The sequence below is a fragment of the Pseudomonas sp. GZD-209 genome (assembly GCF_049310485.1).
GTDB lineage: Bacteria > Pseudomonadota > Gammaproteobacteria > Pseudomonadales > Pseudomonadaceae > Aquipseudomonas > Aquipseudomonas sichuanensis.
Genome location: NZ_JBMOWQ010000003.1, coordinates 154408 through 175086 on the forward strand (window position 1 = coordinate 154408; position 20679 = coordinate 175086).

At 58.1% G+C, this 20679-nt stretch carries 26 protein-coding genes; 21 read left to right on the top strand and 5 right to left on the bottom strand.

What is annotated here, in order from left to right; all coding sequences use genetic code 11:
- Positions 1-338: 338 nt before the first annotated feature.
- Both ACO6VM_RS01060 and ACO6VM_RS01065 read left to right on the top strand, forming a co-directional pair.
- Positions 339-644, top strand: a complete 306-nt coding sequence (locus tag ACO6VM_RS01060; RefSeq protein WP_422402610.1) for a DUF1654 domain-containing protein — start codon at positions 339-341, stop codon at positions 642-644.
- Positions 645-778: 134 nt separating this feature from the next.
- Positions 779-1570 (top strand): sce7726 family protein, encoded by a 792-nt coding sequence (locus ACO6VM_RS01065; RefSeq protein ID WP_422402611.1) that lies wholly within the window; start codon positions 779-781, stop codon positions 1568-1570.
- Here the strand turns inward: ACO6VM_RS01065 and ACO6VM_RS01070 are convergent.
- The 3 genes from ACO6VM_RS01070 to ACO6VM_RS01080 are packed head-to-tail and all read right to left on the bottom strand — an operon-like array spanning position 1567 to position 4014.
- Positions 1567-2643 (bottom strand): beta family protein, encoded by a 1077-nt coding sequence (locus ACO6VM_RS01070; protein WP_422402612.1) that lies wholly within the window; start codon positions 2641-2643, stop codon positions 1567-1569. The genes ACO6VM_RS01065 and ACO6VM_RS01070 overlap by 4 nt on opposite strands.
- Complete coding sequence (locus ACO6VM_RS01075) at positions 2633-3091, bottom strand: hypothetical protein (protein ID WP_422402613.1); 459 nt, start codon at positions 3089-3091, stop codon at positions 2633-2635. The genes ACO6VM_RS01070 and ACO6VM_RS01075 overlap by 11 nt, the downstream gene beginning before the upstream one ends.
- Before the next feature lie 35 nt (positions 3092-3126).
- On the bottom strand, positions 3127-4014 hold the full coding sequence (locus tag ACO6VM_RS01080; protein ID WP_422402614.1) for a LexA family transcriptional regulator: 888 nt from the start codon (positions 4012-4014) through the stop codon (positions 3127-3129).
- 104 nt (positions 4015-4118) lie between these two features.
- On the opposite strand from ACO6VM_RS01080, the gene ACO6VM_RS01085 reads away from it, so the two are divergent.
- From ACO6VM_RS01085 to ACO6VM_RS01120, 8 genes are all read left to right on the top strand, one after another.
- Complete coding sequence (locus tag ACO6VM_RS01085; protein WP_346647953.1) at positions 4119-4343, top strand: Cro/CI family transcriptional regulator; 225 nt, start codon at positions 4119-4121, stop codon at positions 4341-4343.
- Between the two features lie 303 nt (positions 4344-4646).
- Positions 4647-5348 carry a helix-turn-helix domain-containing protein gene (locus tag ACO6VM_RS01090; RefSeq protein WP_422402615.1) on the top strand — a complete coding sequence of 234 codons (702 nt, stop codon included), beginning with the start codon at positions 4647-4649 and terminating at the stop codon, positions 5346-5348.
- A complete protein-coding gene (dnaB, locus tag ACO6VM_RS01095; protein WP_422402616.1) occupies positions 5341-6723 on the top strand; it encodes a replicative DNA helicase in 1383 nt (460 codons plus the stop codon). The genes ACO6VM_RS01090 and dnaB overlap by 8 nt, the downstream gene beginning before the upstream one ends.
- Positions 6720-6938 (top strand): hypothetical protein, encoded by a 219-nt coding sequence (locus tag ACO6VM_RS01100; protein WP_422402617.1) that lies wholly within the window; start codon positions 6720-6722, stop codon positions 6936-6938. Before dnaB ends, ACO6VM_RS01100 begins: the two co-directional genes overlap by 4 nt.
- Positions 6920-7216, top strand: coding sequence for a DUF1364 domain-containing protein (locus tag ACO6VM_RS01105; protein WP_422402618.1), 297 nt, complete (start codon positions 6920-6922; stop codon positions 7214-7216). Before ACO6VM_RS01100 ends, ACO6VM_RS01105 begins: the two co-directional genes overlap by 19 nt.
- The gene (locus ACO6VM_RS01110; protein ID WP_422402619.1) at positions 7213-8502 is read left to right on the top strand and encodes a tyrosine-type recombinase/integrase; all 1290 of its coding nucleotides are present in this window, start codon (positions 7213-7215) and stop codon (positions 8500-8502) included. The genes ACO6VM_RS01105 and ACO6VM_RS01110 overlap by 4 nt, the downstream gene beginning before the upstream one ends.
- On the top strand, positions 8499-8816 hold the full coding sequence (locus tag ACO6VM_RS01115; protein ID WP_422402620.1) for a hypothetical protein: 318 nt from the start codon (positions 8499-8501) through the stop codon (positions 8814-8816). Before ACO6VM_RS01110 ends, ACO6VM_RS01115 begins: the two co-directional genes overlap by 4 nt.
- A gap of 3 nt (positions 8817-8819) precedes the next feature.
- The gene (locus ACO6VM_RS01120) at positions 8820-9203 is read left to right on the top strand and encodes an antiterminator Q family protein (protein WP_422402621.1); all 384 of its coding nucleotides are present in this window, start codon (positions 8820-8822) and stop codon (positions 9201-9203) included.
- Between the two features lie 72 nt (positions 9204-9275).
- Here the strand turns inward: ACO6VM_RS01120 and ACO6VM_RS01125 are convergent, their stop codons facing one another.
- Complete coding sequence (locus ACO6VM_RS01125) at positions 9276-10481, bottom strand: ATP-binding protein (protein WP_422402622.1); 1206 nt, start codon at positions 10479-10481, stop codon at positions 9276-9278.
- A 538-nt stretch (positions 10482-11019) separates the two neighbouring features.
- Positions 11020-11493 carry a hemerythrin domain-containing protein gene (locus ACO6VM_RS01130; RefSeq protein WP_422402623.1) on the bottom strand — a complete coding sequence of 158 codons (474 nt, stop codon included), beginning with the start codon at positions 11491-11493 and terminating at the stop codon, positions 11020-11022.
- 613 nt (positions 11494-12106) lie between these two features.
- Here ACO6VM_RS01130 and ACO6VM_RS01135 point away from each other — a divergent pair.
- The 11 genes from ACO6VM_RS01135 (at position 12107) to ACO6VM_RS01185 (ending at position 20642) form a co-directional block, all read left to right on the top strand.
- Positions 12107-12667, top strand: a complete 561-nt coding sequence (locus tag ACO6VM_RS01135; RefSeq protein ID WP_422402624.1) for a hypothetical protein — start codon at positions 12107-12109, stop codon at positions 12665-12667.
- Positions 12668-12971: 304 nt separating this feature from the next.
- Positions 12972-13346, top strand: coding sequence for a putative holin (locus tag ACO6VM_RS01140; protein WP_422402625.1), 375 nt, complete (start codon positions 12972-12974; stop codon positions 13344-13346).
- Positions 13347-13628 (top strand): phage holin family protein, encoded by a 282-nt coding sequence (locus tag ACO6VM_RS01145; protein WP_422402626.1) that lies wholly within the window; start codon positions 13347-13349, stop codon positions 13626-13628. It abuts the gene before it with no gap.
- Positions 13629-13767: 139 nt separating this feature from the next.
- Positions 13768-14001, top strand: coding sequence for a hypothetical protein (locus tag ACO6VM_RS01150; RefSeq protein ID WP_346647877.1), 234 nt, complete (start codon positions 13768-13770; stop codon positions 13999-14001).
- A gap of 140 nt (positions 14002-14141) precedes the next feature.
- Positions 14142-14468, top strand: a complete 327-nt coding sequence (locus ACO6VM_RS01155; protein WP_422402627.1) for an HNH endonuclease — start codon at positions 14142-14144, stop codon at positions 14466-14468.
- Positions 14469-14763: 295 nt separating this feature from the next.
- On the top strand, positions 14764-15072 hold the full coding sequence (locus ACO6VM_RS01160; RefSeq protein WP_279846451.1) for a phage terminase small subunit P27 family: 309 nt from the start codon (positions 14764-14766) through the stop codon (positions 15070-15072).
- A complete protein-coding gene (locus ACO6VM_RS01165) occupies positions 15032-16840 on the top strand; it encodes a terminase large subunit (RefSeq protein WP_422402628.1) in 1809 nt (602 codons plus the stop codon). Before ACO6VM_RS01160 ends, ACO6VM_RS01165 begins: the two co-directional genes overlap by 41 nt.
- Positions 16837-17025 (top strand): hypothetical protein, encoded by a 189-nt coding sequence (locus ACO6VM_RS01170; RefSeq protein WP_422402629.1) that lies wholly within the window; start codon positions 16837-16839, stop codon positions 17023-17025. Before ACO6VM_RS01165 ends, ACO6VM_RS01170 begins: the two co-directional genes overlap by 4 nt.
- A 104-nt stretch (positions 17026-17129) precedes the next feature.
- Positions 17130-18299 (top strand): phage portal protein, encoded by a 1170-nt coding sequence (locus tag ACO6VM_RS01175; RefSeq protein WP_346647940.1) that lies wholly within the window; start codon positions 17130-17132, stop codon positions 18297-18299.
- A complete protein-coding gene (locus tag ACO6VM_RS01180; RefSeq protein WP_422402630.1) occupies positions 18296-19267 on the top strand; it encodes a S49 family peptidase in 972 nt (323 codons plus the stop codon). The genes ACO6VM_RS01175 and ACO6VM_RS01180 overlap by 4 nt, the downstream gene beginning before the upstream one ends.
- Positions 19268-19328: 61 nt before the next feature.
- Complete coding sequence (locus ACO6VM_RS01185; protein WP_422402631.1) at positions 19329-20642, top strand: phage major capsid protein; 1314 nt, start codon at positions 19329-19331, stop codon at positions 20640-20642.
- The last annotated feature ends 37 nt before the right edge of the window (positions 20643-20679 follow it).

Below are 20679 nucleotides of genomic sequence, written 5' to 3' on the forward strand. Positions count from 1 at the left end.
GCCAGTGAAATCGGGTTCTCGGGGGATCTGTGATCCCGACAGCTGACCGCGAAGTAGTCCATGGCATGGCATCCCACCCGTCAGCACTCTTTGATCAAGGGCCATCTACGCTGCTGGCCACGGGGTGAGGCGCCCCTGTACCGAACTTAAAGGCGTTCGGCTCGCTGCCTTGTTGCTGGCCGGTGTCGATCCGGCGATGAGGCAAAGTTAACCGGCGGTAATTTTAACGTCAATACCGGCGGTTAATTATTTTTTCGGACGGGCGCGCTAAGATCGTCGCTAGCTGTACGGATATACAGTATCGGAGGTAGAAAATGGGAGCGGCACAAAGATTCGCGATGTCGGCGCCTCGCGAGGAGCTGACTGGTCTGGAGAAACTGGGGTTGAGGGTTTCAGCGATGATCAACTCGCCGCTGGCCCAGTACGGGAGGAAGGTTCTGATCCATCAGTTGGACACGGACAGAGATCAGGACTGGGACGCGATCATGGAGTTGCTGTCAGAGACCGACGGCCTGGACATGATCTTCTGCGATGACGGATCGGTGATCCTGCAGTGGGACGCGTCGACGGATGACGATCTGGTGATCGAGAGGGAGGTGGACCTTGATTTGGTCCGCCATGACGTTGAGGAGACGCCATTTTGATTAAGTATTTTTTAGTCCGTAAGGAGCTATTCTGTGTTCAGCCAAAATGCGATAATGATGTCTTGAGTCGTGGCTTTTTGCTATCATTATTGCAGATTTGATGCTTTGTTTTTCGATTTGGGAGTCTCTGCTCAGTGTTGTCAGAGAGAGAGATAAAAGTACTGCTAATTGACTGGCTATATGAAAAAGGTCTAGTCGAAGATGCAGTCATAATAAGTGAAATGGTCGTGGCCAACTGGTCTCGCCGCGCTGATATTGCTGTGGCCAATGGTCGGTTGTATGGATTTGAGATTAAAAGTCATTTTGATACGCTCAAAAGGCTTCCAGGTCAAATAGAGTCTTTTCAAGAACACTTCGATAAGGTCGTAGTGGTCGCGGCGTCTAAGTTTATAAGCTCTATCGAGAGTCAGTATTCCGAAGATATCGGGATCTTGGAGGTTTTTGTTCAATCCGGCCGCCCTCGACTGAGGCAAGTTCGAGCCGGCAGGATACGAGAAGTAAAGAGTGTCGCAAGGTTGACAAGTTTGATTACTAAGGTCGAGCTTGAGAGGTTTTTAAAAGTTACTGGGATTACTTACCCAATGGGTGCTGCTCGCGCTGAGCTGGCCGCTCAGTGCGGGGCCCGACACCTGCAGAAGCTTCGAGCATATGTGCTTTCGTGTATTAAAAACAGATATGCTGAGAGCTTTGAAGCGTTTACCAAGGAGCGAAATGAAAACTCAACGGAAAGCGGGCTGGATCTTCTCAGTCGGTCGGTTGTAGATAGGGTAAGCCTAGAACGTCAAATCGAAAAATTTGGCGCTGATTATAAGTGTGCCGTCAAGCCCAGAGCTGCAAAGCCTCTAAATTTTGCAGCTCTGGGTTTAGATGCTGAAGCTTCGGGGGTTGAAATGCCTCAGTCGGTAATTGTGCGCAGAAGACGTTAAAAGTCAAATTCGTCAAAGTCTTCTTCGTCAGTCACGCTTGCGCTCGTAAGGTCAATCTGCCTGCTGATGTGCATGTTTACTCTGGCGGCGATCCATGATGCGGGTTGTTTCATGTTATCAATATCGCCGCTGGCGGCGCTTACTATTTTTCTAGCGCCCCAAGTGTCATCCTCAAGTATTTCTGGGAAGCTCTCAATTAAATCTTGAGCTGCTGAAATATAACCCTGTGAATTAGTGTCTGCCCTGCGCTCAAATACCCATGCATCATTGAGCGGGTAGTCTATACGTGCGATGAATTTCCCGCCCTTCGTTGTATAGACCCTTGAATGGATTGATCCATGATCGCCGTAAATAACGGCCTCGCGACCAATTGCGGCATGGAGCTTGGTCTCGAGCATATCGATAATTCCGCTTTTACCTTTGCTTTTTGCATCAATGAAGGGCATGACCGAAGATGGAAAGCTAGTGGATGTTACGCTAATGATGGCGTTGTCCACTTCATCCCTGATAGAGTTTATCAGCGTTACACATCCTGCCAGTGATGCATGGACCGTATCACGTATATATCCTGCATCAATAATCACTAGTGCGTTGTCAGCTGAGTCTAGAGCGGAGAGGGCGGCAATAATATTGTTCGCCTGATCGCTGAAGCTTTGGATCTTAAAAGCTATTTTGCCTAGGCCACTATTTTCAAAGTGTCGAGCTTGGCGGATTACCTGGGAAATTTTTGAGTCTTCATTTATTTGGATTGTAGGTACTACTGGGTGCTCTATTCGCTCGATAAAGTTCCTCCAGCTTTTAAAGTTTGAGTCGGGGTTCTTGAGTTCATAAATATCTTTGGTCAGATAAGCAGGGTCGGAAGTCAGATCGAGGATAAGTGGGCGCCCTCCCGAGGCGTTGATTATTTCGGACAGTGAAGTTCTAGAGTCTTCCTGTCTAGGCCACTTGCCCAGGGTGAAAGTCGGTATTATTGCGTCCTTGCACGCATCGGCTAGTTCACAGAATCCTTTGACTTCTGCAGGTCGGCTGCGCAGGTTTGGGTAGTAGTTGTAATCATTGAAGTCAAATGTCATCCGTAACCTCTTCGTTCTCGATGCTTTGATTTTGGCGCTCAGAGTTGCTCTTGCGTCGCGGTGCCATAGGTGTGCTGCGTCTGGGTTTTGCAGGTCCTTTTGCAGTCGCAGAAATTACAAAGGAACCAATCTCTGTAAGCCTTTCGTTTGCGTACTCTAATTCGCCAATCCGTGCTGCTAATTCGATAGATTTTTGTATGCTTTCTTTAGCCTCGGCCTGTATGTTCGAGTTAATGGCGATTAATTTTAAGCAGAGGCGAGTGAGGAAAATACCTATTAGTATGGCTGCTATCCACCCAGACAGACCCAGCCATAAAGACTTTTCTCCAGAGCTTAGTGCGTATACTGAGAGGGCTATGCCTGCAGCACTAAGGAAAACTCCAAGAATTCCATAATAAAAGCCTGATATAGATATACTGTCCACATCTGATTTCTTATTTTCAAACACCGGGCGCTCTCCTTGTGACCCGAAAAAATACTGTCTCAGACTCTTCGAGCGTTCCAAACAAGTAAAACTTTTGCATGGATGATTACGTCATCTATGCGAGCGGTTTGTCTATCGTAATTTTTGTTATCCGAGATGAGCCATACGTGATCTTCATCCTGCCGTTGTAAGCGCTTAATCAGCAGATCGCCATGCCATGTGACGACGTACACGCCTTCGCCTTGGTAGTCGTTCACTCCGCGGTCAACGATCACTGGATCTCTATCGTTAATCGTCCCCTCCATGCTCTGTCCCCACCCAGTAATCATCGAAAGCGCTTGGGCTGAGGTATAGGTCACACCTTTCTCGCGCAGCACCTCTTCACGAATAACCACATTCCTGATGACTTCGCTGTACTCAGCTGGAACTTGGCCGTGGCCCATGGCTGCCCGGATGTCGTACTGGGGAATGGAAATATCGCCATGGCCTGGCTCGACCATAATCGCAGCCTGGCTGGGGGCCAATAATGGAGTAGAGGCTTCGGATAGGCTGTCAGCGACCGCTTTCGCAATCTTGTCCTGAGCTGTGGCATCCAACGACTTGCCGCCATGCTTGCGCAGCATCTCCAAGACCTTTTCAGCCGCGGTGCTCCCGGAGCCTTCAGCGCTCTTCACCTGGGCGCCCTGCATTTGTGCGAGCTCAGCAGCCAGCCGAGGACTGAATCGATCCACAGGTTCTTGAAGCAGCCTGGACAGTACTACGGCGAATTTCGCATTCAGGGGGTTGGTGCCATTCAGGTACATGGCTACGCCGGCCGGGGAGATGTCAGCAGCCTCGGCGACCTTTGCCTGCGTCAGGCCAAGCGCATTCTTCTTCTGAGTGAACAGCCTTTTGGCTGCCTCGCACTCGGCCTTCAGTTCGGGGGAGAGATCTTTCTTTTTCGTCATGCGCGAAATTTAACCGGAGGTTAATTTAACTGCCTCAACCGCCGGTATTGAAGAAATACTAACCGGCGGTTAACATCATGCGCATTCACCACTGAGGCAATGCCATGAACCGAACACTGCTGCCTGAGCTTGTTGAGCGAATCGGCCAGACCGCTGTCGCCAAAGGGCTTGATGTGAGCGCCCCAGCCATCGCCAAGGCGATGAAGGCTGGTCGGGTGATTTTTGTCATCGAGAACGAGGACGGGACGTTGACGGGGGAGGAGGTGCGGCCGTTTCCGAGTCGCCCTGTACTGCACCGCCCAGCTCCTGACGAGGCGAACTATGCGTGATCTGGCGCTGCGCCAGTAGATGACTGAAACACCTGCGAATCCATCCAGTAGTCGAATCGCAGGCAAAAAAAAACCGCCTGGCAGGGCGGCTTCTCTACAACAAAGATCGAGGTCGATTATGCACTTTGCAATGGATGCAAGCAACACCGCCCCCTTGGCCGTTTCGCACCAGAAAGCCTACCACCAGTCCGCCGCAATTCATGCCGCGCGGATGATCCGCTTCCAATACGCCCGCACTTCGAAAACCGCACTCCAAGCCGAGTGTGTCGAACACCTGCGAGCGTCCTTGTCCGAGAGCCGCCCATGAGCACCATCGTGATGACGGCCTGCTGGCCACTGCAGGGTATGAGCCCGGCGCAGAAGGCCGTGCTGATCTCCCTGGCCGACAACGCCAACGATGACGGGGTTTGCTGGCCGTCTATCGCCACTATCGGTTCGCGCACTTGCTTGTCCGAGCGCGCTGTTCGCAATGCGCTGCGCTGGCTGGAGGAGGCTGAATTGCTGAAAAGCCACCAGCGGTTCGGCCGCTCTACCTGGTACACCATCACCCCGGCAGCATATGCCCCCGGCATTAAATGCCCCCCGGCACCAGATGCCCCATCACCCCGGCACGAGGTGCCCCCCACCCCGGCACCAAATGCCCCCAGAACCGTAAAGGAACCATCAATTGAACCGTCACCTGATGGCAACCGCGCTCCGCGGTCGCCGTCCTGCCCGGTTCAGGACATCGTGGATTTGTTCAATCGAGTGCTCACACCTGCACTGCCTGCGGTTGTCCTTGTCTCCGAACCCCGCAAGAAGCAACTCCGTGCCCGCTGGAACCAGAGCGATGTTCACCAGACCCTCGACTTCTGGACCGAGTACTTCGCATCAGTCGCCGAATCCGACTTCCTGATGGGGCGTGCTGCTGGGAAGTTTGGCGGCGCGCCATTCCGTGCAACGTTCGACTGGCTGATCGCTCCCTCCAACTTCGTGAAGGTGGTGGAGGGTAATTATCATGCGTGATCCCTACAGCGCCGAAGCCGAGCACAGCCTGCTGGGCGCCATGCTACTGCGCCCTGAGTTGATCGACGTGCTGTCCGATGATCTCTCGGCCGAGTCGTTCTACTTCGCCGACAACGCCGACGTGTATCGCGGGATCGTGGCGGTGCGCGCCGCAGGCAGTTCCGTCGACTTCCTGACCGTGGCTGACCGCATCGGCGTGCTGACCTCCGGCGACGACGCGCTGGCGTACTGCGCGGAGATCGTGAAGAACACCCCGAGCGTGGCCAACGCCGCGTCGTATGCCGGGATTGTCCGCGAGCGCGCCATCGAGCGGGCGCTCTACGACCTGAGCGAGCGGACACTCGAAATCGCCCAGAGCCAGGGCGATATCCAGGCGAAGATCGCATCGGTGCAGGCGGCGGCCATGGCGATTGATTCTGGCAGTGAGGTCGAGGAGGTCGTGAAGGCCGCCGATCTGATGGCTAGTCAGGTCGAGGTTTGGCAGGAGCGTCACGACAGGTTGTCACGCGGCGAGACCCTGATCGGTCTTTCTACCGGCCTGGCTGACCTGGACGAGAAGCTGGGCGGCCTGCAGCCCGAGCAACTGATCATCGTCGCCGGGCGCCCAGGCATGGGTAAAACAACCCTGGCCATGGGGTTTGCCCTCGACGCCTCTGTGCGGCAGAACAAGTCGTCGCTGGTGGTCAGCCTGGAGATGAGCCAGAGCCAGCTCATCGACCGCGCAGTGGCCTCGGAAGGGCGCGTCCCTCTCAACCTGATCAAGAACGGCTCTGCCTGCCAGTCCCACGCGACTGAGCTCGGGCTCGGCGCGCTGAAGGTGCAACAGGCGAACCTGTTCATCGCTGACCGAGCGGGCGCTACCGTTGGGCGGATCCGCTCGCTGGCTCGCCGCCACAAGATGCGCTATGGCCTCGACCTCCTGATGGTCGATTACCTGCAGCTGATGGAAGGCGAGGGCGGCAACCGTACCGAGGAGATCAGCGGCATCAGTCGCGGCTGCAAGCAGATCGCGCGCGAACTGGGCATCCCTGTCGTACTGCTCAGTCAGCTTTCGCGCAAATGCGAGGAGCGGCCCAACAAGCGCCCGGTGCCGTCCGATCTGCGTGAATCTGGGGCCATCGAGCAGGACGCCGACGTGATCCTGTTCGTGTATCGCGACGAGGTCTATCACGAGAACAGCGAATTCAAGGGCGTGGCCGAGATCATCATCGGCAAGGGTCGCGATATCGAAACCGGCACCGTCCGCGCGGCGTTCCTGGGCCAGTACAACCGCTTCGAAAACCTCTCTGCAAGCTGGCAGCCGCCGGTGAAGGCGCCCACGACCAAGGACAGGCCGCTGGCCGCGCGCTATGCCCAAAAGGAGATTCCCGCTTGAGTACGCACCTCTTGCCCGCGCCTGACCTCACCGAATACCGCTGGGCCCTGTACTGCCGTGGCGACCTGCTCGGCCTTGCCCTTTCGCAGCAACCACCCATTGCGCTCTACCGCGACGAGGCCTCGGCGATTGCCCACGGCCAGCTGATGTGGCCGAGCGCCTACAGCGTCATTGACCTTCATGGAGAAGACCGCCCATGCGGCAGACCAAACTGACCAAGGCCGCACGCGGACGGGAGTGCCAGGTGCGTATCCCGGGCGTCTGCAACGGCAATCCCGAAACCACTGTGCTTGCCCACTACCGCCTGGCCGGCACCTGCGGCGTTGGCAAGAAGCCGCACGACCTGCAGGGCGCCTGGTGCTGTAGCGCTTGCCATGACGCCTGCGACGGCCGCAGTCGCGCCATTGGTCGTGACACGGCGCGCCAGTACCACGCCGAGGGCGTGATGCGCACCCAGGCCACCCTGCTCAACGAAGGGGTGCTGGTTGCATGACTTCCGTTATCGCATTCTCCGACGCCGAGCTGCGCCGCCGTGGTGACGACCTGTCCGTCGTGCTGCTGCGCGATCCGCGCTATCCCGGCCTGCGCTTCCGGTTCACCGAGGCGCGCCCGCGTGGCACCTGGTACCTGGTGGTGCGCAAGCGCTGGCATCGGATCGGCGCCTACCCCGACCAGTCAGCCAAGGTGGTATTGGCCGCGCTGCCGGAGGTCCGCCAGCGCCTGGCTGCCGAGGCTCCGGCCAGCGTGTCGGGCTGGGAGCAGGTGGGCGAGCTGCTGGCCTGGTTCGCCGATCGCCTGGAGCGCACCCGCAGCCTGTCGGCCAAGCGCAAGGCCACGGCGAAGTCGGCCATCACCCGCCACCTGATCCCGCGCCTGGGCGGCATGGCCCTGGCCGATGTGAGCCGCAGCACCCTGGACAGCGATCTGGTGTGGCCGCTGCAGGAGCAGCTGTCGCTCGAGTACGTGCGCCTGGTGTTCGGCCTGCTGGCCGATGCGTTCAAGAAGGCCCAGGCCCTGGGGATGATCGCCACCAACCCCATGACGGGGATGCGCTTCAGTGATTTCACCAAGGCGCGCATCAAGCCCAAGGCCGCCCGCCTGCGCGCTGAGCAGATCGAGTACCTGCTGACCTTGCTGGCCGAGGCCAATGCCCAGGCGCCCGCCGATGCCATGCTCGCCCTGCTGATGCTGTGCCATGGCAATCGGGTCGGGGAAACCCGCATGGCGCAGTGGCCGCATATCAGCCTGGCCACCCGCCGCTGGTACCTGCCGGCAGAAAACACCAAGACGCGGGTGGAGCACTCGCTGCCGCTGACCGACCAGGTGTGCGCGCTGCTGAACGGGTACCGCGAGTTCCAGCAGGCCCAGGGTTACACCGGTCGCTTCCTGTTCCCGGGCAGGTCCGGCCGCTGCCTGAGCGAGAAGCAGGCCGCCGAGGTGTTCACCCGCCTGGGGCAGGGCGAGTGGACCAGTCACGACTTGCGCAAACTGGCACGAGGCTGCTGGGCAGACCAGGGCATCGACTTCCTGATCGGCGAGCTGCTGATCAACCACGCCATGGGCCACAACGTGCAGGTGTACATCCAGACCACCGCCGAGGAGCGCAAGCGCGACGCCCTGAAGCAGTGGCATGCGTTTCTCGACAGCAAGGGTTTCGAGCGCATCCACGGGAAGAAGGAGGGTAGAAACGCAGATTCGGGTAATGGCCCGCAAGCCACACAGCACAAGGGCTGCAACGGGATTCAGGAAACAACCATAGGCGAGGATTCGAAACGATGAGAAAGAGCCACGGCCCGGCCCTCAAGAAGCCGGTGATCGACCTGGCTCAGTGCCCTTGGTGCCGTGGGAAAGCGGTCATCAAGGGCGTGTTTTACGAACTGCCATGCGACCACTGCAACGCCTCGGGCTGGGTAGTGGCTGCAACTGGCGAGGCCCTGGCCCTGGATGAACTGGTGACTCAGCTCAGCATGAGGCTGCAGGCCGCGCAACGGCAGATAGAGCAGTTGAAAAGACCTCAGGCCGGCGGGCCAGAGGCGGGATATCAGGAAAGCAACCGGCTCGGCGCTGGTGGCACCAATTACACTGGGGACTGAAGGATGAACATTAGGAAACCGCTGTACCGCCCATTGGGGGACACTGAATACATGCTTGAGCAATGGGGGTGGTGGCGGATGGAAGGCATGGGGATACCCGGCTACACGTCGCCAGCTTTTGCCCTGATGCGCGATCATTTGCCGTCGGCTTCCAAGACATTTTCGATTACTGATGAACTGGCTATGACGGTCGACGGAGCCGTGGCTCGCCTGTGCCGGCGCGATCAGCAGATGGGGGATATGATCTGGCTTTACTATGGTGCCAAGTGGCCTGCCATACGAGTGGGGCGGCATTATGGTTGCAGCGAGATGAAGGCTCGCGAACTCATCAAGGCAGGCGTAGCCTGGATCGATTGTGTGCTGGAAGCTAGTCGAGAAGCAGCATGACAACGTTCTGCAGGAGGGAAAGTCTACTGCGGAATGCAGAGCCCTCCTGCCTTTTCGGGGCGGTACTCAGACCTAGGCATTAGGTCCGTTTGCTGAGAGGTCCAACGTCGTCAGCGTGGGGAATGACGCAGTGAACGTCGTGCCTTTCTCTGCGGAGGAGGCCACGATCACTTCCCCGGAATGGGCCCTCACTATTTCGCGCACGATGAAAAGACCCAGCCCGATGCTTCGGAGGCCAGCATTATCATGGCTTCCACGTATCATCGGTTCGAACAGATCCTTGAGCAGTTCTGCGGGGATCGGTGTGCCTACGTTGTGGACGGCGAGAATTACCTCCTCATCAGAAATGCGGGATTCTACGGTCACGCTGCCGTTGGTTGCGCCATAGGCAATAGCGTTGGCAATCAAATTCCCAAGAAGCTGATAGAGCCGGTCGCTGTCCGCGCGGAACTCTCCTTGCCCAGCCATTTGGTGGATGAGTTCGTGCCCAGGGAAAACTAACCTCAGTTCATCCAGGCACTCCTCCACCAGCATGTGCAGATCGACGGGTTCCCTTGTCACCGCGATGCCACGTCCAACCTGTACCAACGTAAAGTCAAGCAGGTCCGCCACCAGACGCTGCGCCCGATCTACCGAGTGCGTAATGTGGCCTACCGTCTGCAACGTCTTGGAATCAAACGGCTTGCGTGCCAATAAGTTGGCAGCCATTTTGATTGCGGCCAATGGATTTCGCAGGTCATGACTAACGATGCCGATCATCTGTTCCGCAAATAGGGCCCTGTCTTCCGATGCCGCATAGGTCAACCGTAACTTGCCCTGGGCCACGTCCATGGCTCGCTGGGATTTCAGGTGGTTTGCCAAGTGCCGCTCTGCGAGCATGCGGGCGTTTAGCAACTCTCGTTCATATCGGTTGCGGTCCCGCGTCTTGAAAAGCGTTAGCTCGTGAAAAATGCCGCTCGCATGCTCGCACCTGATGCCGTTCAGCATCATTGAAACAAGGTGGCCATCTCGGTGAACGAGGTCGAACTTAACATCTGAAATTGCTCCCTGTGCATGCATGAGGGGGAGCCAATGGGTCTGGTGGAAGGCGCGCGCCTCATCGCTCAGCAAGGTCTGAATTTGACGATTCAAAAGCTCCTGTTTGGAGTAGCCGATCCAGCGGCAAAAGGTCAGATTGACCCTCTTGATAGCGCCGTCTTCCGCCGTCAGCAACAATCCGCAGGCGACATCGTCGAAGAGAATATTGCTGCTGGGTATCGAATCACTCTCTTCAGCCATGACGCCAATCCCTTTGTGTGGGGCATCGCCCTGACGAACTGTAATAGAAAAATATAGCCTGCTTGTGGACGTGACTTTCTTTTGCAAGAGTTTATTTTGATGCGTGCTAATTGATATTTTCTATTTTTGCCGGCGGTCTGATAAATTTTTGTTTCGCTTTGATAGGCGCATACTTAATTTAGCTCAGGACTTCTGAGCATTGAGAGGTGTGTATGACCAGAGAAGGGAACAATGGCCAGGGTGGCAAGTCACGTGAGCAGGGCGACTTGCAAAATGGTCGAGAAGAGGATGCCAAAACAGCTCGCCCTGACGGACGTGATGAGTACATCGATAAGCGGCCGTTTCGAGGCGGGCAGAAGCAGGGGCCGCCGGACCCATCGCGCGCATCCAATGCCGAGCGCTATAGCCATCACGAGCGCCCATTGGAATAGTTGTTAGTTTCATCCATAAAGGCATTTGAAGCCGTTCATGAAACTCGCCTAATTTGGCGGGTACCAAAGAGAGAAGCCCAGCCATGCGCTGGGCTTTGCACTTAACACTATATGCTCTGTTTCGCTGAATGCTGAGTCTTAAGCGTTTTCTTGTACTCCTGCATCGCTAGACCCATTTCGTCTAAAACATCCTTTCCGAGTAGTTTTTTGGCTGTTGGAAAAAATTTTCCCTCTTCTTCTTCAATGTGGTGTTCCAGCAACTCCTTCATCACTTTGACTCGCCCTGCAAACTCCACAGTATCTGTCTCGGTATGCAAGAGATCTGGTAAGACCAGGGAGTCGACGGTACGGTGTTCCTCCTTGGCTTCGTAGTACATTTTTTCCTCCTCTTTACCACCGGCTTCCTTGAGGGCGGGGTATAGAATTTGCTCCTCAAGCTCAGTATGGACCTTGAGCTCCTGCTCTATGCGACTGAGCAGATCTCCGCGCTTTTTCACTGCCCGATCGGTCGTAGACGCCAATTCTTCCAGTAGTTTTTCCACGGTTTTGTGGTCTTCAACCAGGATGTCGATGGCGTTCATATGTAGCCTCCTCAGTAGTCGGGATTGCCCTGAGTTGAGTGGCAGCGCATTCCAGGTGTTCCTAGAGTTAGACGGTCGGTAGGGCGAAAGCGGGGCGCCCTAGCAAAGCGACCGGTGGCGTGAAATACGAACGAACGGGCGGGTGGCGGTAGCCCTCAAATTAGGTGTGACATCTGATAATCCACTTGAGGTATGCAGCTATGAGCAGTGAGCCAAGAGAACAGGGCGGTAGGAATCCAGATATTGCTACCGAACCAGACTCGGTGGATGACGACCCGCTCATGGATGAGGAAGAAGACCGTGAGGCGGTCGAGACGCAGCGTGTAAATCCAGAGGAGGCAGATATGCCTCATGAGTAATGCCCGTTGATTTCAGCCAAAGCCCAGCTTCCGCTGGGCTTTTTACGTTCGGCTAGCCTGGAACCTTCTGACTGCTAATCGATATCCCTGCCGTAAAAATAAAGGTTGTCCATATGGAATAGCTCTGTTTTCATAGCAGCGTGTCCGGCTTGCAACGTCACGCGACACAGACAAACCCCGGCCTAAGCGTCGGGGTTTCGTGTTTCTGAAGGGCCACCAATTCGCTATCCTGTGATGGCCCAAGAGGAAACGTGATGAATAGCGCAATCGAAGCGATCGGTTTGATCATTGATGGAAGCAGAAGGCTCGAGCAGCAGCTTCGAGAGGTCGGGGCTGTCGGATCTGGGCTCAAAGAACTGAGTGAGAGCATTGAGGCTAGCTTGAGCCCCGGGGATGTTGCGAAAATCCGTAGAGCCTACGTTTTGCGCAACAAGGTCGCCCATGACACATTTGAAGTCGATCAGGCTGCGCTTGCCCAGTTTCTCGCAGATGTCGAGCATCTGCTGGCTGAGTTGAAGCCTGACGATGATCCGGATACGGCGATGCGTAAGCGGATTAGGAAAGCCGATATCGTCGATGATGAGATGTATGAATGGCTGAAGAAAGAGGCTGCAAAGCGTATGGAGGCGCAGCGAGTTTCTCCATCTGACGCCCAGCCAGCGACAGTCGCAAAGCCGGCTACCCAGCCCGCCCCTGCCCAACATGGCTCGGCGACCGCGCTCAGCGGATCGCCCATGGCTGAGCAGTTGAAAAATACCGCAAAGGAGGCCGCCTTGAAGGTGGCCGTTCGAGCGCTGGTCTCGCTTATAAAGTAGGCCGTTGCGTTCATATTTGCGCCATGTGTCCAGCTTGCAAGCAACGCGACACAGAGAAACCCCGACCATTGTGCCGGGGCTTTTTGTGGCTCTCTTCTGGTTACTATCCGCCTCGAGATGGGCTCGAAAGATGGCTATCTGCTGCCATTTGCTGAATTACTTAGATGCTCACCGGCCGGAGGGCCGCGTCGACTATCGAAGCATGCTCTGAGTAGGGCGTGAAATTTGCCCAGCCATGATGTTGGGCTTTTTGTTTATCGAGCCCCGCCACTGTGCGGGGCTTTTCATTCTTGGAGCAATACCTATGGCCGAGCCAAGCACCGGCGCCCTCGCAGTGACCGGAGTACTTGCCAGCGTCGGCCTGGGTGCTGCATTTCCCCAGCTGGACCTGGCTGCGTTGGTCGGTGCGTTCGGAGGGGCTTTTTTCTACGTAGTGTTCGCGAAGGAGATCAGCACCTTGCGCCGGATTGGCTACTTGCTGGCTGGATGGATCGGCGGCTACTTCGGTGCCGCTGAGCTGATGGGCCGGGCATGGACGCAAACAGCGGGTTTCTCGGCCTTCGTCTGCGGCGTTCTGTGCGTGGTCACGTTCTCCGGCTTGCTGGAATGGATGCAGACCGGCCAGATGCCGCGCTGGCTGCAATGGGTCTTCCGCCTGCGAGCCAGGAAGGAGGGTTGAATGGTTGCCGTTATCCAGGCCGCCTTGTGCGCCGTCATCTTCGTGATGATTGGTCTGCGCTACCGGCCGTATCCCGGTGCCCGTTACAAGTTGAGGGTTTCCCTGATGGCCTGGGCCGCGTGCGCGATTACCGGGATGCAGTTCGTGAGCCTGAGCGGCCGCATGATGCTGCACGACGACTTCGCCGACGCATCCTGGTTCAACACCGCGTTCTACTTGCTCGCTGCCATTCTGGTTTGTAGAGCTAAAGGAAACGTCGCCAAAATCGTGAGAGTCGATTGACCGCGCCACCGTTCAGGCCCGTCTCGTTTTAAGGCGCGCGAGGGAACATGTCTATCATTCAATTGAGGCCCAAGGGCGCGGTCGAAAAGCACCCGGTTGGGTTTCCGTTACGTTGACAGTTCACGTAAGGAATTCAGACATGGCAGACAAATACGTTGGGAAGGTCGTTGGAGTTGGCACGGATAATTTGGAGTACGTGATCAACATCTACCAGGATGAGGTCGTTGAGCGATCCTCAAGCGGGATGATTCGACATGAAGGGTTGAAGCATTTCGAAATACGCACGGGTGGCGCTGTGAGGAGGATCTCCGAAGCTGAGTACGAGATCGTGGCTACGGGAGTGAAGGTCACTATTCGTGATGGTGAAGGCTAAGAGCGTCGGCCTTTATGCGAGCATTTGGCATGGAATGTCGCATGGCAACGCACTATCTCTGACTTGGTGGTTAAGATGGCGTGGAAAAGCCTAGCGGCTACTCCGGACCACTCTTGTCGCGCAATGCGCAGGAGTGACAGATGTCCGTGTCATTGATTGATAGAGAGAAACAGCCCAGACCTTACGGTTACCAGTGGCAGCAAGCTCGCGAGGGCTGGTTGCGCAAGAACCCGCTCTGCGTGCGTTGTAAGCATTCAGGCATCAACAAGCCGGCCAGCGTAGTCGACCATATCCAGCCACACCGCGGCGACATGGTCCTGTTCTGGGATCGAGCCAACTGGCAGTCGCTGTGCACCAATTGCCACAGCTCCTACAAGCAGCGCCTGGAGAAGTCTGGGCGAGAGGTAGGGTGCGACATCAGCGGCAGGCCGCTGGACCCACGGCACCACTGGAACCGGCCCTCCTGAGGCTTCTCCGGGTGCTACGGGGCCCTATCCAACGGGGTAGGGGGGTGAAAATGTTTTTTGCCAAACCGTTCCTGACCGATCGCCCTTCTCTGTGCGCATACCCGCGAAATGAAATGATTTTTTTTGAGAGCAAAAAATGGCCGGGAGAAGACCCATCCCGACAGAGCTGAAGCTTGTCAGAGGGAACCCCGGCAAGCGCGCTATCAACAAGAAAGAGCCCCAGCCCGCGAGGCGCATCCCGAGCGCCCCGGCACATTTGACGTGTGAAGGGCAGGTGGCCTGGGGGCGCCTGACGGTGCTGCTTGACCGCATGGGTGTGCTCACCGAGGCAGATGGTTTTGCCCTGGAGCGACTCTGCGATTGCTACGCAGAAATCCTCGCTCTGCGTGAAACGGTCGACGCTCAGGGGCGCACCTACGAGACGACCAGCACACAAGGTGAGCTCGTGCTCAAGGCAAACCCTGCCGTTGCGATGCTCGCCGACGTTGACCGTCGCTTCAAAAGTTACCTGGTCGAATTCGGCCTTACTCCAGCCGCCCGATCCAAGGTCCAGGTCAAAACGAATGACGACGAAGAAGACCCGCTCGCGGAGCACTTCGGTTGACGATCCTGCGACCCAGTACGCGAGAGAAGTGCACTCAGGCAAGCGAATTGCCGGCCCCGACATCCGAAACGCATGCGCTCGCCATCTGCGAGACCTAGAGGAAGGCCCAAAGCGAGGTCTGTTCTGGGATTTGGAGGAGGCCAACAAGGCCATACGCTTCTACCGCGCCGTGCTGAAACTCAACGGTGGGGAGTTTGAAGGGCAGCCCTTCGAGCTACTGCCCTGGCAGAAATTCATCGTCGGCAGCATTTTCGGCTGGAAGGGCAGTGACGGCTACCGCCGTTTTCGCGTGGTGTACGTCGAAAGCGGAAAGGGCTCGGGCAAGTCGCCACTGGCTGCTGGCGTCGGTCTGAAAGGCCTGGTCGGTGATGGCGAGGCTCGCGCCGAAATCTACGCCGCTGCAACCAAAAAGGATCAGGCCATGATCCTGTTCCGCGACGCTGTCGCGATGGTGCAGCAGTCGCCGGAGCTGACCAAGCGCCTTGCCTGCAGCGGTACCGGCCAGAACATCTGGAACCTGGCGTACCTGAAAGCGGGCTCGTTCTTCCGTCCAATCAGTTCGGATGACGGTCAGTCCGGCCCACGGCCTCACATGGCCCTGATTGACGAGGTTCATGAGCACAAGACCAACCTGGTCGTGGAGATGATGCGCGCCGGCACCAAGAGCCGGAAACAGGCGCTGATCTTCATGATCACTAACAGTGGCTCCAACAAGCGCGGCCCCTGCTGGGAATACCACGAGTACGGCTCTCGGGTGGCTTCGGGTGCGCTCACCGATGACGGCTTCTTCGCCTACATCTGCTCGCTGGATGAAGGCGATGACCCCATCCAGGACGAGAGCTGCTGGTTCAAATCCAACCCCTCATTGCAGGACGCTGACCTGCCGGGCATCAAGTACCTGCGTGAGCAGGTGACCGAGGCCAGGGGCATGCCGAGCAAAGAGGCGATGGTGCGCCGGCTGAACTTCTGCGAGTGGACCGGTGCCGAGTCGCCATGGATTTCGTGGGATGTCTGGAGCCAAGCCGAAGAGCGGGTACCCATGTCGCTGCTCAAGAACCGGCCCTGCGTCGGCGGCTTGGACCTGTCCAGCACAACCGACCTCACGGCCTTCGTCCTGCTGTTCTATCCGACCTACGAGGATCCGCACTGGCGGCTGTTGCCGTACTTCTGGATTCCCGATCATGAGCTGGACAAGCGCGAGGCGCGCGACAAGGTGCCCTACGCAGCCTGGATCAAGTCGCGTGATCTTGAAACAACGCCGGGGCGTGCCATCAGCAAGCTGCATGTGCTGCGGAGGATGCAGACCATTTGCCACTTCTTCCAGGTGGACAAGATTGCCTTCGACCGCTGGCGGATCGAAGACATGCGTCAGTTGATGAGCGAGTACGACATCACGCTGCCGGAACTGGTCGAGTTCGGGCAGGGCTTCAAGGATATGGGGCCGGCAGTGGACGAGTTTGAGCGGCGCCTGCTCGGCATGGTCCAGTCCGCTGATGAAGGCAGCGATGCATCCGCCGAGCTCTTTGACGATGCGCGCTCAGTGGAGGCGGTGGAATCGCTGCGTCATGACGGCAACCCCGTGATGACCTGGTGCGCCGGTAACGCCGTGATCGTTTCCGACCCGGCGAATAACCGCAAGGCCGACAAGGCAAAGGCAACAGGCCGGATCGACGGCATCATCGCCGGGCTCATGGCCACCGGCATCAGCGGCGCTGTTTCAGCCGGCAATAGCGGCACATCCATTTACGACGAAGGAGTCGGGGTTTGAACAAGATCGCAATCGCTGCGTGGGTTGCCGGCTTGGCTGGCTTCGGCTTGCTGGTCACCGGCATTGCCCTGATCCATACCCCCAGTGCTTTCATCACGGCGGGCTTCGGCCTGATCGGCTGGGCCTGGCTTGCTGACAAAGCGGCAGCCCGCATCCCGCCCAAACGTAATCCCGAAGGGGGGTGAGCATGTTTTTCAGCAATTTGCTCGGCGCCAATGAGGGCTTGGTCTCTGATGGCAGCAGCGGGTTTTGGCGCGGCCTAATTGGTTCTGGCCGCTCAGCGGCTGGCATGACAGTCACCCCGGACAGCGCCCTGGCGATCACGGTGCTGCAGAACTGCGTCACGCTCCTGGCGGAAAGCGTGGGCCAACTGCCACTCGACTTGTATCGCCGCTTGGGCGACGGCAAGCGCGAACTCGCGACAGCTCACCCGCTCTACGATGTGCTGCGCTATCAGCCAAACCCGTGGCAGACACCCTACGAATACCGCGAGTCCTGCCAGCTCGCTTTGGGCTTGCGCGGCAACTGCTACAGCTACATCGAGCGCAGTGACGACGGTTCGGTCAAAGCGCTGTACCCGATGCACAACGACAAAATCACGGTGCTCAAGGGCGGCGACCTGCGCCCTGTGTACCGCATTGGTGCTCATGAGCCACTGCCCATGAGGCTGATCCATCACGTGCGCTGGCACACCAAGAATCACTACACCGGACTTTCACCCATTGAGCTGCATGCGGATGCGGTGGGCCTGGCGCAGGCGGTCAGGCAGTACGCAGGCAAATCATTTGCAAACGGCACGGCTGTCAGTGGTGTCATCGAGCGCCCGAAGGATGCGCCGCCGATCAAGGAGCAAGCGAGCATTGATCGCATCCTCGATCAGTGGGGCAACAAGTTCTCGGGCATCGACAATGCCAAGAAGGTCGCGATGCTGCAGGAGGGCATGGTCTTCAAGCCGGTTTCGATGAACAACGTGGACGCCGAGCTGCTGGGCATCCTCAAGGCCACTGGCCTGGACCTGGCGCGGATTTACAAGATCCCCCCGCACATGGTCAACGATCTGGAGAAGGCCAGCTACAACAGCCTTGAGCAACTGCTGATTCAGTACGTGATCTTTGCCCTGATGCCGTGGGTAAAGCGTCACGAGCAGGCCATGATGCGCGACTTCCTGCTGCCGACCGAGCGCCGCGACTACTTCATCGAGTTCAACCTCTCCGGTCTGTTGCGCGGCGACCAGAAAAGCCGCTACGACGCTTACGCAATTGGCCGGCAATGGGGGTGGCTGTCGATCAACGACATCCGTCGTCTGGAAAACATGCCGCCCGTGGCCAACGGCGACAGCTACCTGCAACCGCTGAACATGACCGACGTGGCGCACGGCCTGCCCGACATGAACAACCCCAACGTCCGCGCCCAGCTGGAGCAGCAGCGCGACGATATCCTGAGGATGCTTGCCGCATGAAACGACATCTGCGTGCTGCCAGCCTGCTGTTCAATCAGCCGCTGCTGACGACACCCGACATGATGGACCTAGCGGTACGCTGGGCCAACCAGACCATGAGCCTCAACATCGTCAATCTGAGTATGGGGGGAGCGACGGCCAATCCCTCGATGTACTACGACGATGACGATTACCAGGCGGAGCAGGATCGCCGCGAAGAGCAGCGGCGTGCTGCCATCGCGCTAACCGGCGTGGAAGTGATTGCGGTGCATGGCGTTCTCGTCAGCCGCGGCAGTCACCTGAATGCCTGCGAGACGATGACCAGCTATGAAGGGCTGCGTGCCGCTCTTAGCCAGGCCATCGCCGACCCGATGGTCGAACACATCGTGCTCGACATCGACAGCCCAGGCGGCAGCGCGGTTGGCGCCTTCGAGCTGGCAGCGGACATCCGCGCCGCGACCAAGATCAAGCCCATCACCGGGCTGGTCAACTTCATGGCTTACTCCGGGGGCTACTTGATTGCGTCGGCCTGCACCGAGGTCGTCGTCAGCCTGACCTCGGGCGTGGGCTCCATCGGCGTGGTGGCCAGCCACATGGACCGCTCGAAGATGATTGAAGGCATGGGGGTCAAGGTCACCACGGTCTACGCCGGGGCGCACAAGAACGACCTGAGCCCAAACGAGCCGCTTACCGAACAATCCCTGCAGGTGCTCAACGACGTCGTGCAGGAGAGCTATCAGCTCTTCACCACTCACGTTGCCGAGTACCGTGGCCGCGATGTGGCAGACATCATCGCCACGGAAGCCGCCTGCTACCGTGGCGCATCCGCCATTGCCATTGGCCTGGCTGATCGCCTGGAATCGCCGCAGCTCGCGGTAGACAACCTTTCGCGGGCGGTTGCCCTCAGTCGTGCACAGCGCCAAGGCGCACAGCCACAGCAGCGCATCAGCGTGCGGGCTTCGGCCTTCGCCATTCAGTCTCAACTCTGACCGCGTTCGCGGCAGTGATCCCAACCGCCTGATGGCGGTTTTTTTATGCCCAGGAGGCAGCATGTCCCTCGTAACTCAATTGCGTAGCGAACGCGCCACTATCAATGGTCAGATCCAGGCGCTGGCCCAGCTCGAAGCGGCGGGCACCTCGCTCAGCGCCGAACAGCTGGCCCAGTTCGAGCAGCTCAGCACTCAGTTCAACGCCCTGACGGAAAAGCTCGCGCGCGCGGAGGCTGCTGAGCGTATGGCGACTGCCAGCGCCGTGCCGGTCAACGAAAGCGCTCAGGGCATCAATGGCCCGCCCAGCCACATCAGTGGGCCATTCACCGCCAAGCCTGTACCAGGTGCCAACATGGCCCAGATGGTCCGTGTGCTGGCTGCCTCTCGCGGCAACCAAGAAGCCGCCGCGAAAATGGCCACCGACGCCGGCTACAACCCTGAGATCGCCATGGCGCTCAACACCGTGACGCCGGGTGCCGGCGGGGTGCTGGTGCCGCAGAGCTTCTCCAGCGAAGTCATCGAGCTGCTGCGGCCGAAGTCTGTGGTGCGCAGCCTCGGCGCAGTGTCCCTGCCGCTGCAGAATGGCAACCTCACCGTGCCGCGCATCAAGGGTGGTGCAGTCGTTGGCTACATCGGCACCGAAGAAGATATGCCGACCACTGACATGCAGTTCGACGACCTGAAACTGTCGTCGAAAAAGCTCGCTGCCCTGGTCCCGATCAGTAATGACCTGCTGGCTTACTCCGGCACCAACCCCAGCGTCGACCGCCTCGTCGTGAACGACCTGGTGGCCTCGGTAGCGACGGCAGAAGACCTGTCGTTCCTGCGCGGTGCCGGTACCGGCAACCTGCCCAAAGGCCTGCGTTTCTGGGCGCCGGCCTTCAACGTATTCGCGGCCCCTGCCGCCGTGACGCTGGAGTCCGTGGAGTTTGCGCTGTCCGCGCTGATCCTGCGCCTGGAGAACGCCAACTCCAACATGACCGCCCCAGGCTTCGCCATGGCCCCGCGCACCAAGCGCTGGCTGTCCGCTCTACGTGACGGCAATGGCAACAAGGCTTACCCCGAGCTGGATCAGAACATGCTGAAGGGGTTCCCGGTCGGCTCCACCACCCAGATCCCGATCAACCTGGGCGCTGAAGGTGATGCCTCGGAAATCCACTTCGCTGACTTCGCGGACTGCTTCATCGGCGAAGACGACGCCATGGTCATCGACTTCAGCAAAGAGGCCACCTACAAGGACGCCGGCGGCAATGTCATCAGCGCATTCCAGCGTGACCAGACCCTGGTGCGCGTGATCGCCAAGCACGACTTCGGCCCGCGCCACGTCGAGTCGGTCGCGGTGATGACCGGCGTCAAATGGGGTAGCTCCCTGTAACCAATCCGCCCGGCATGCCGGGCGATTCACCTGTTGA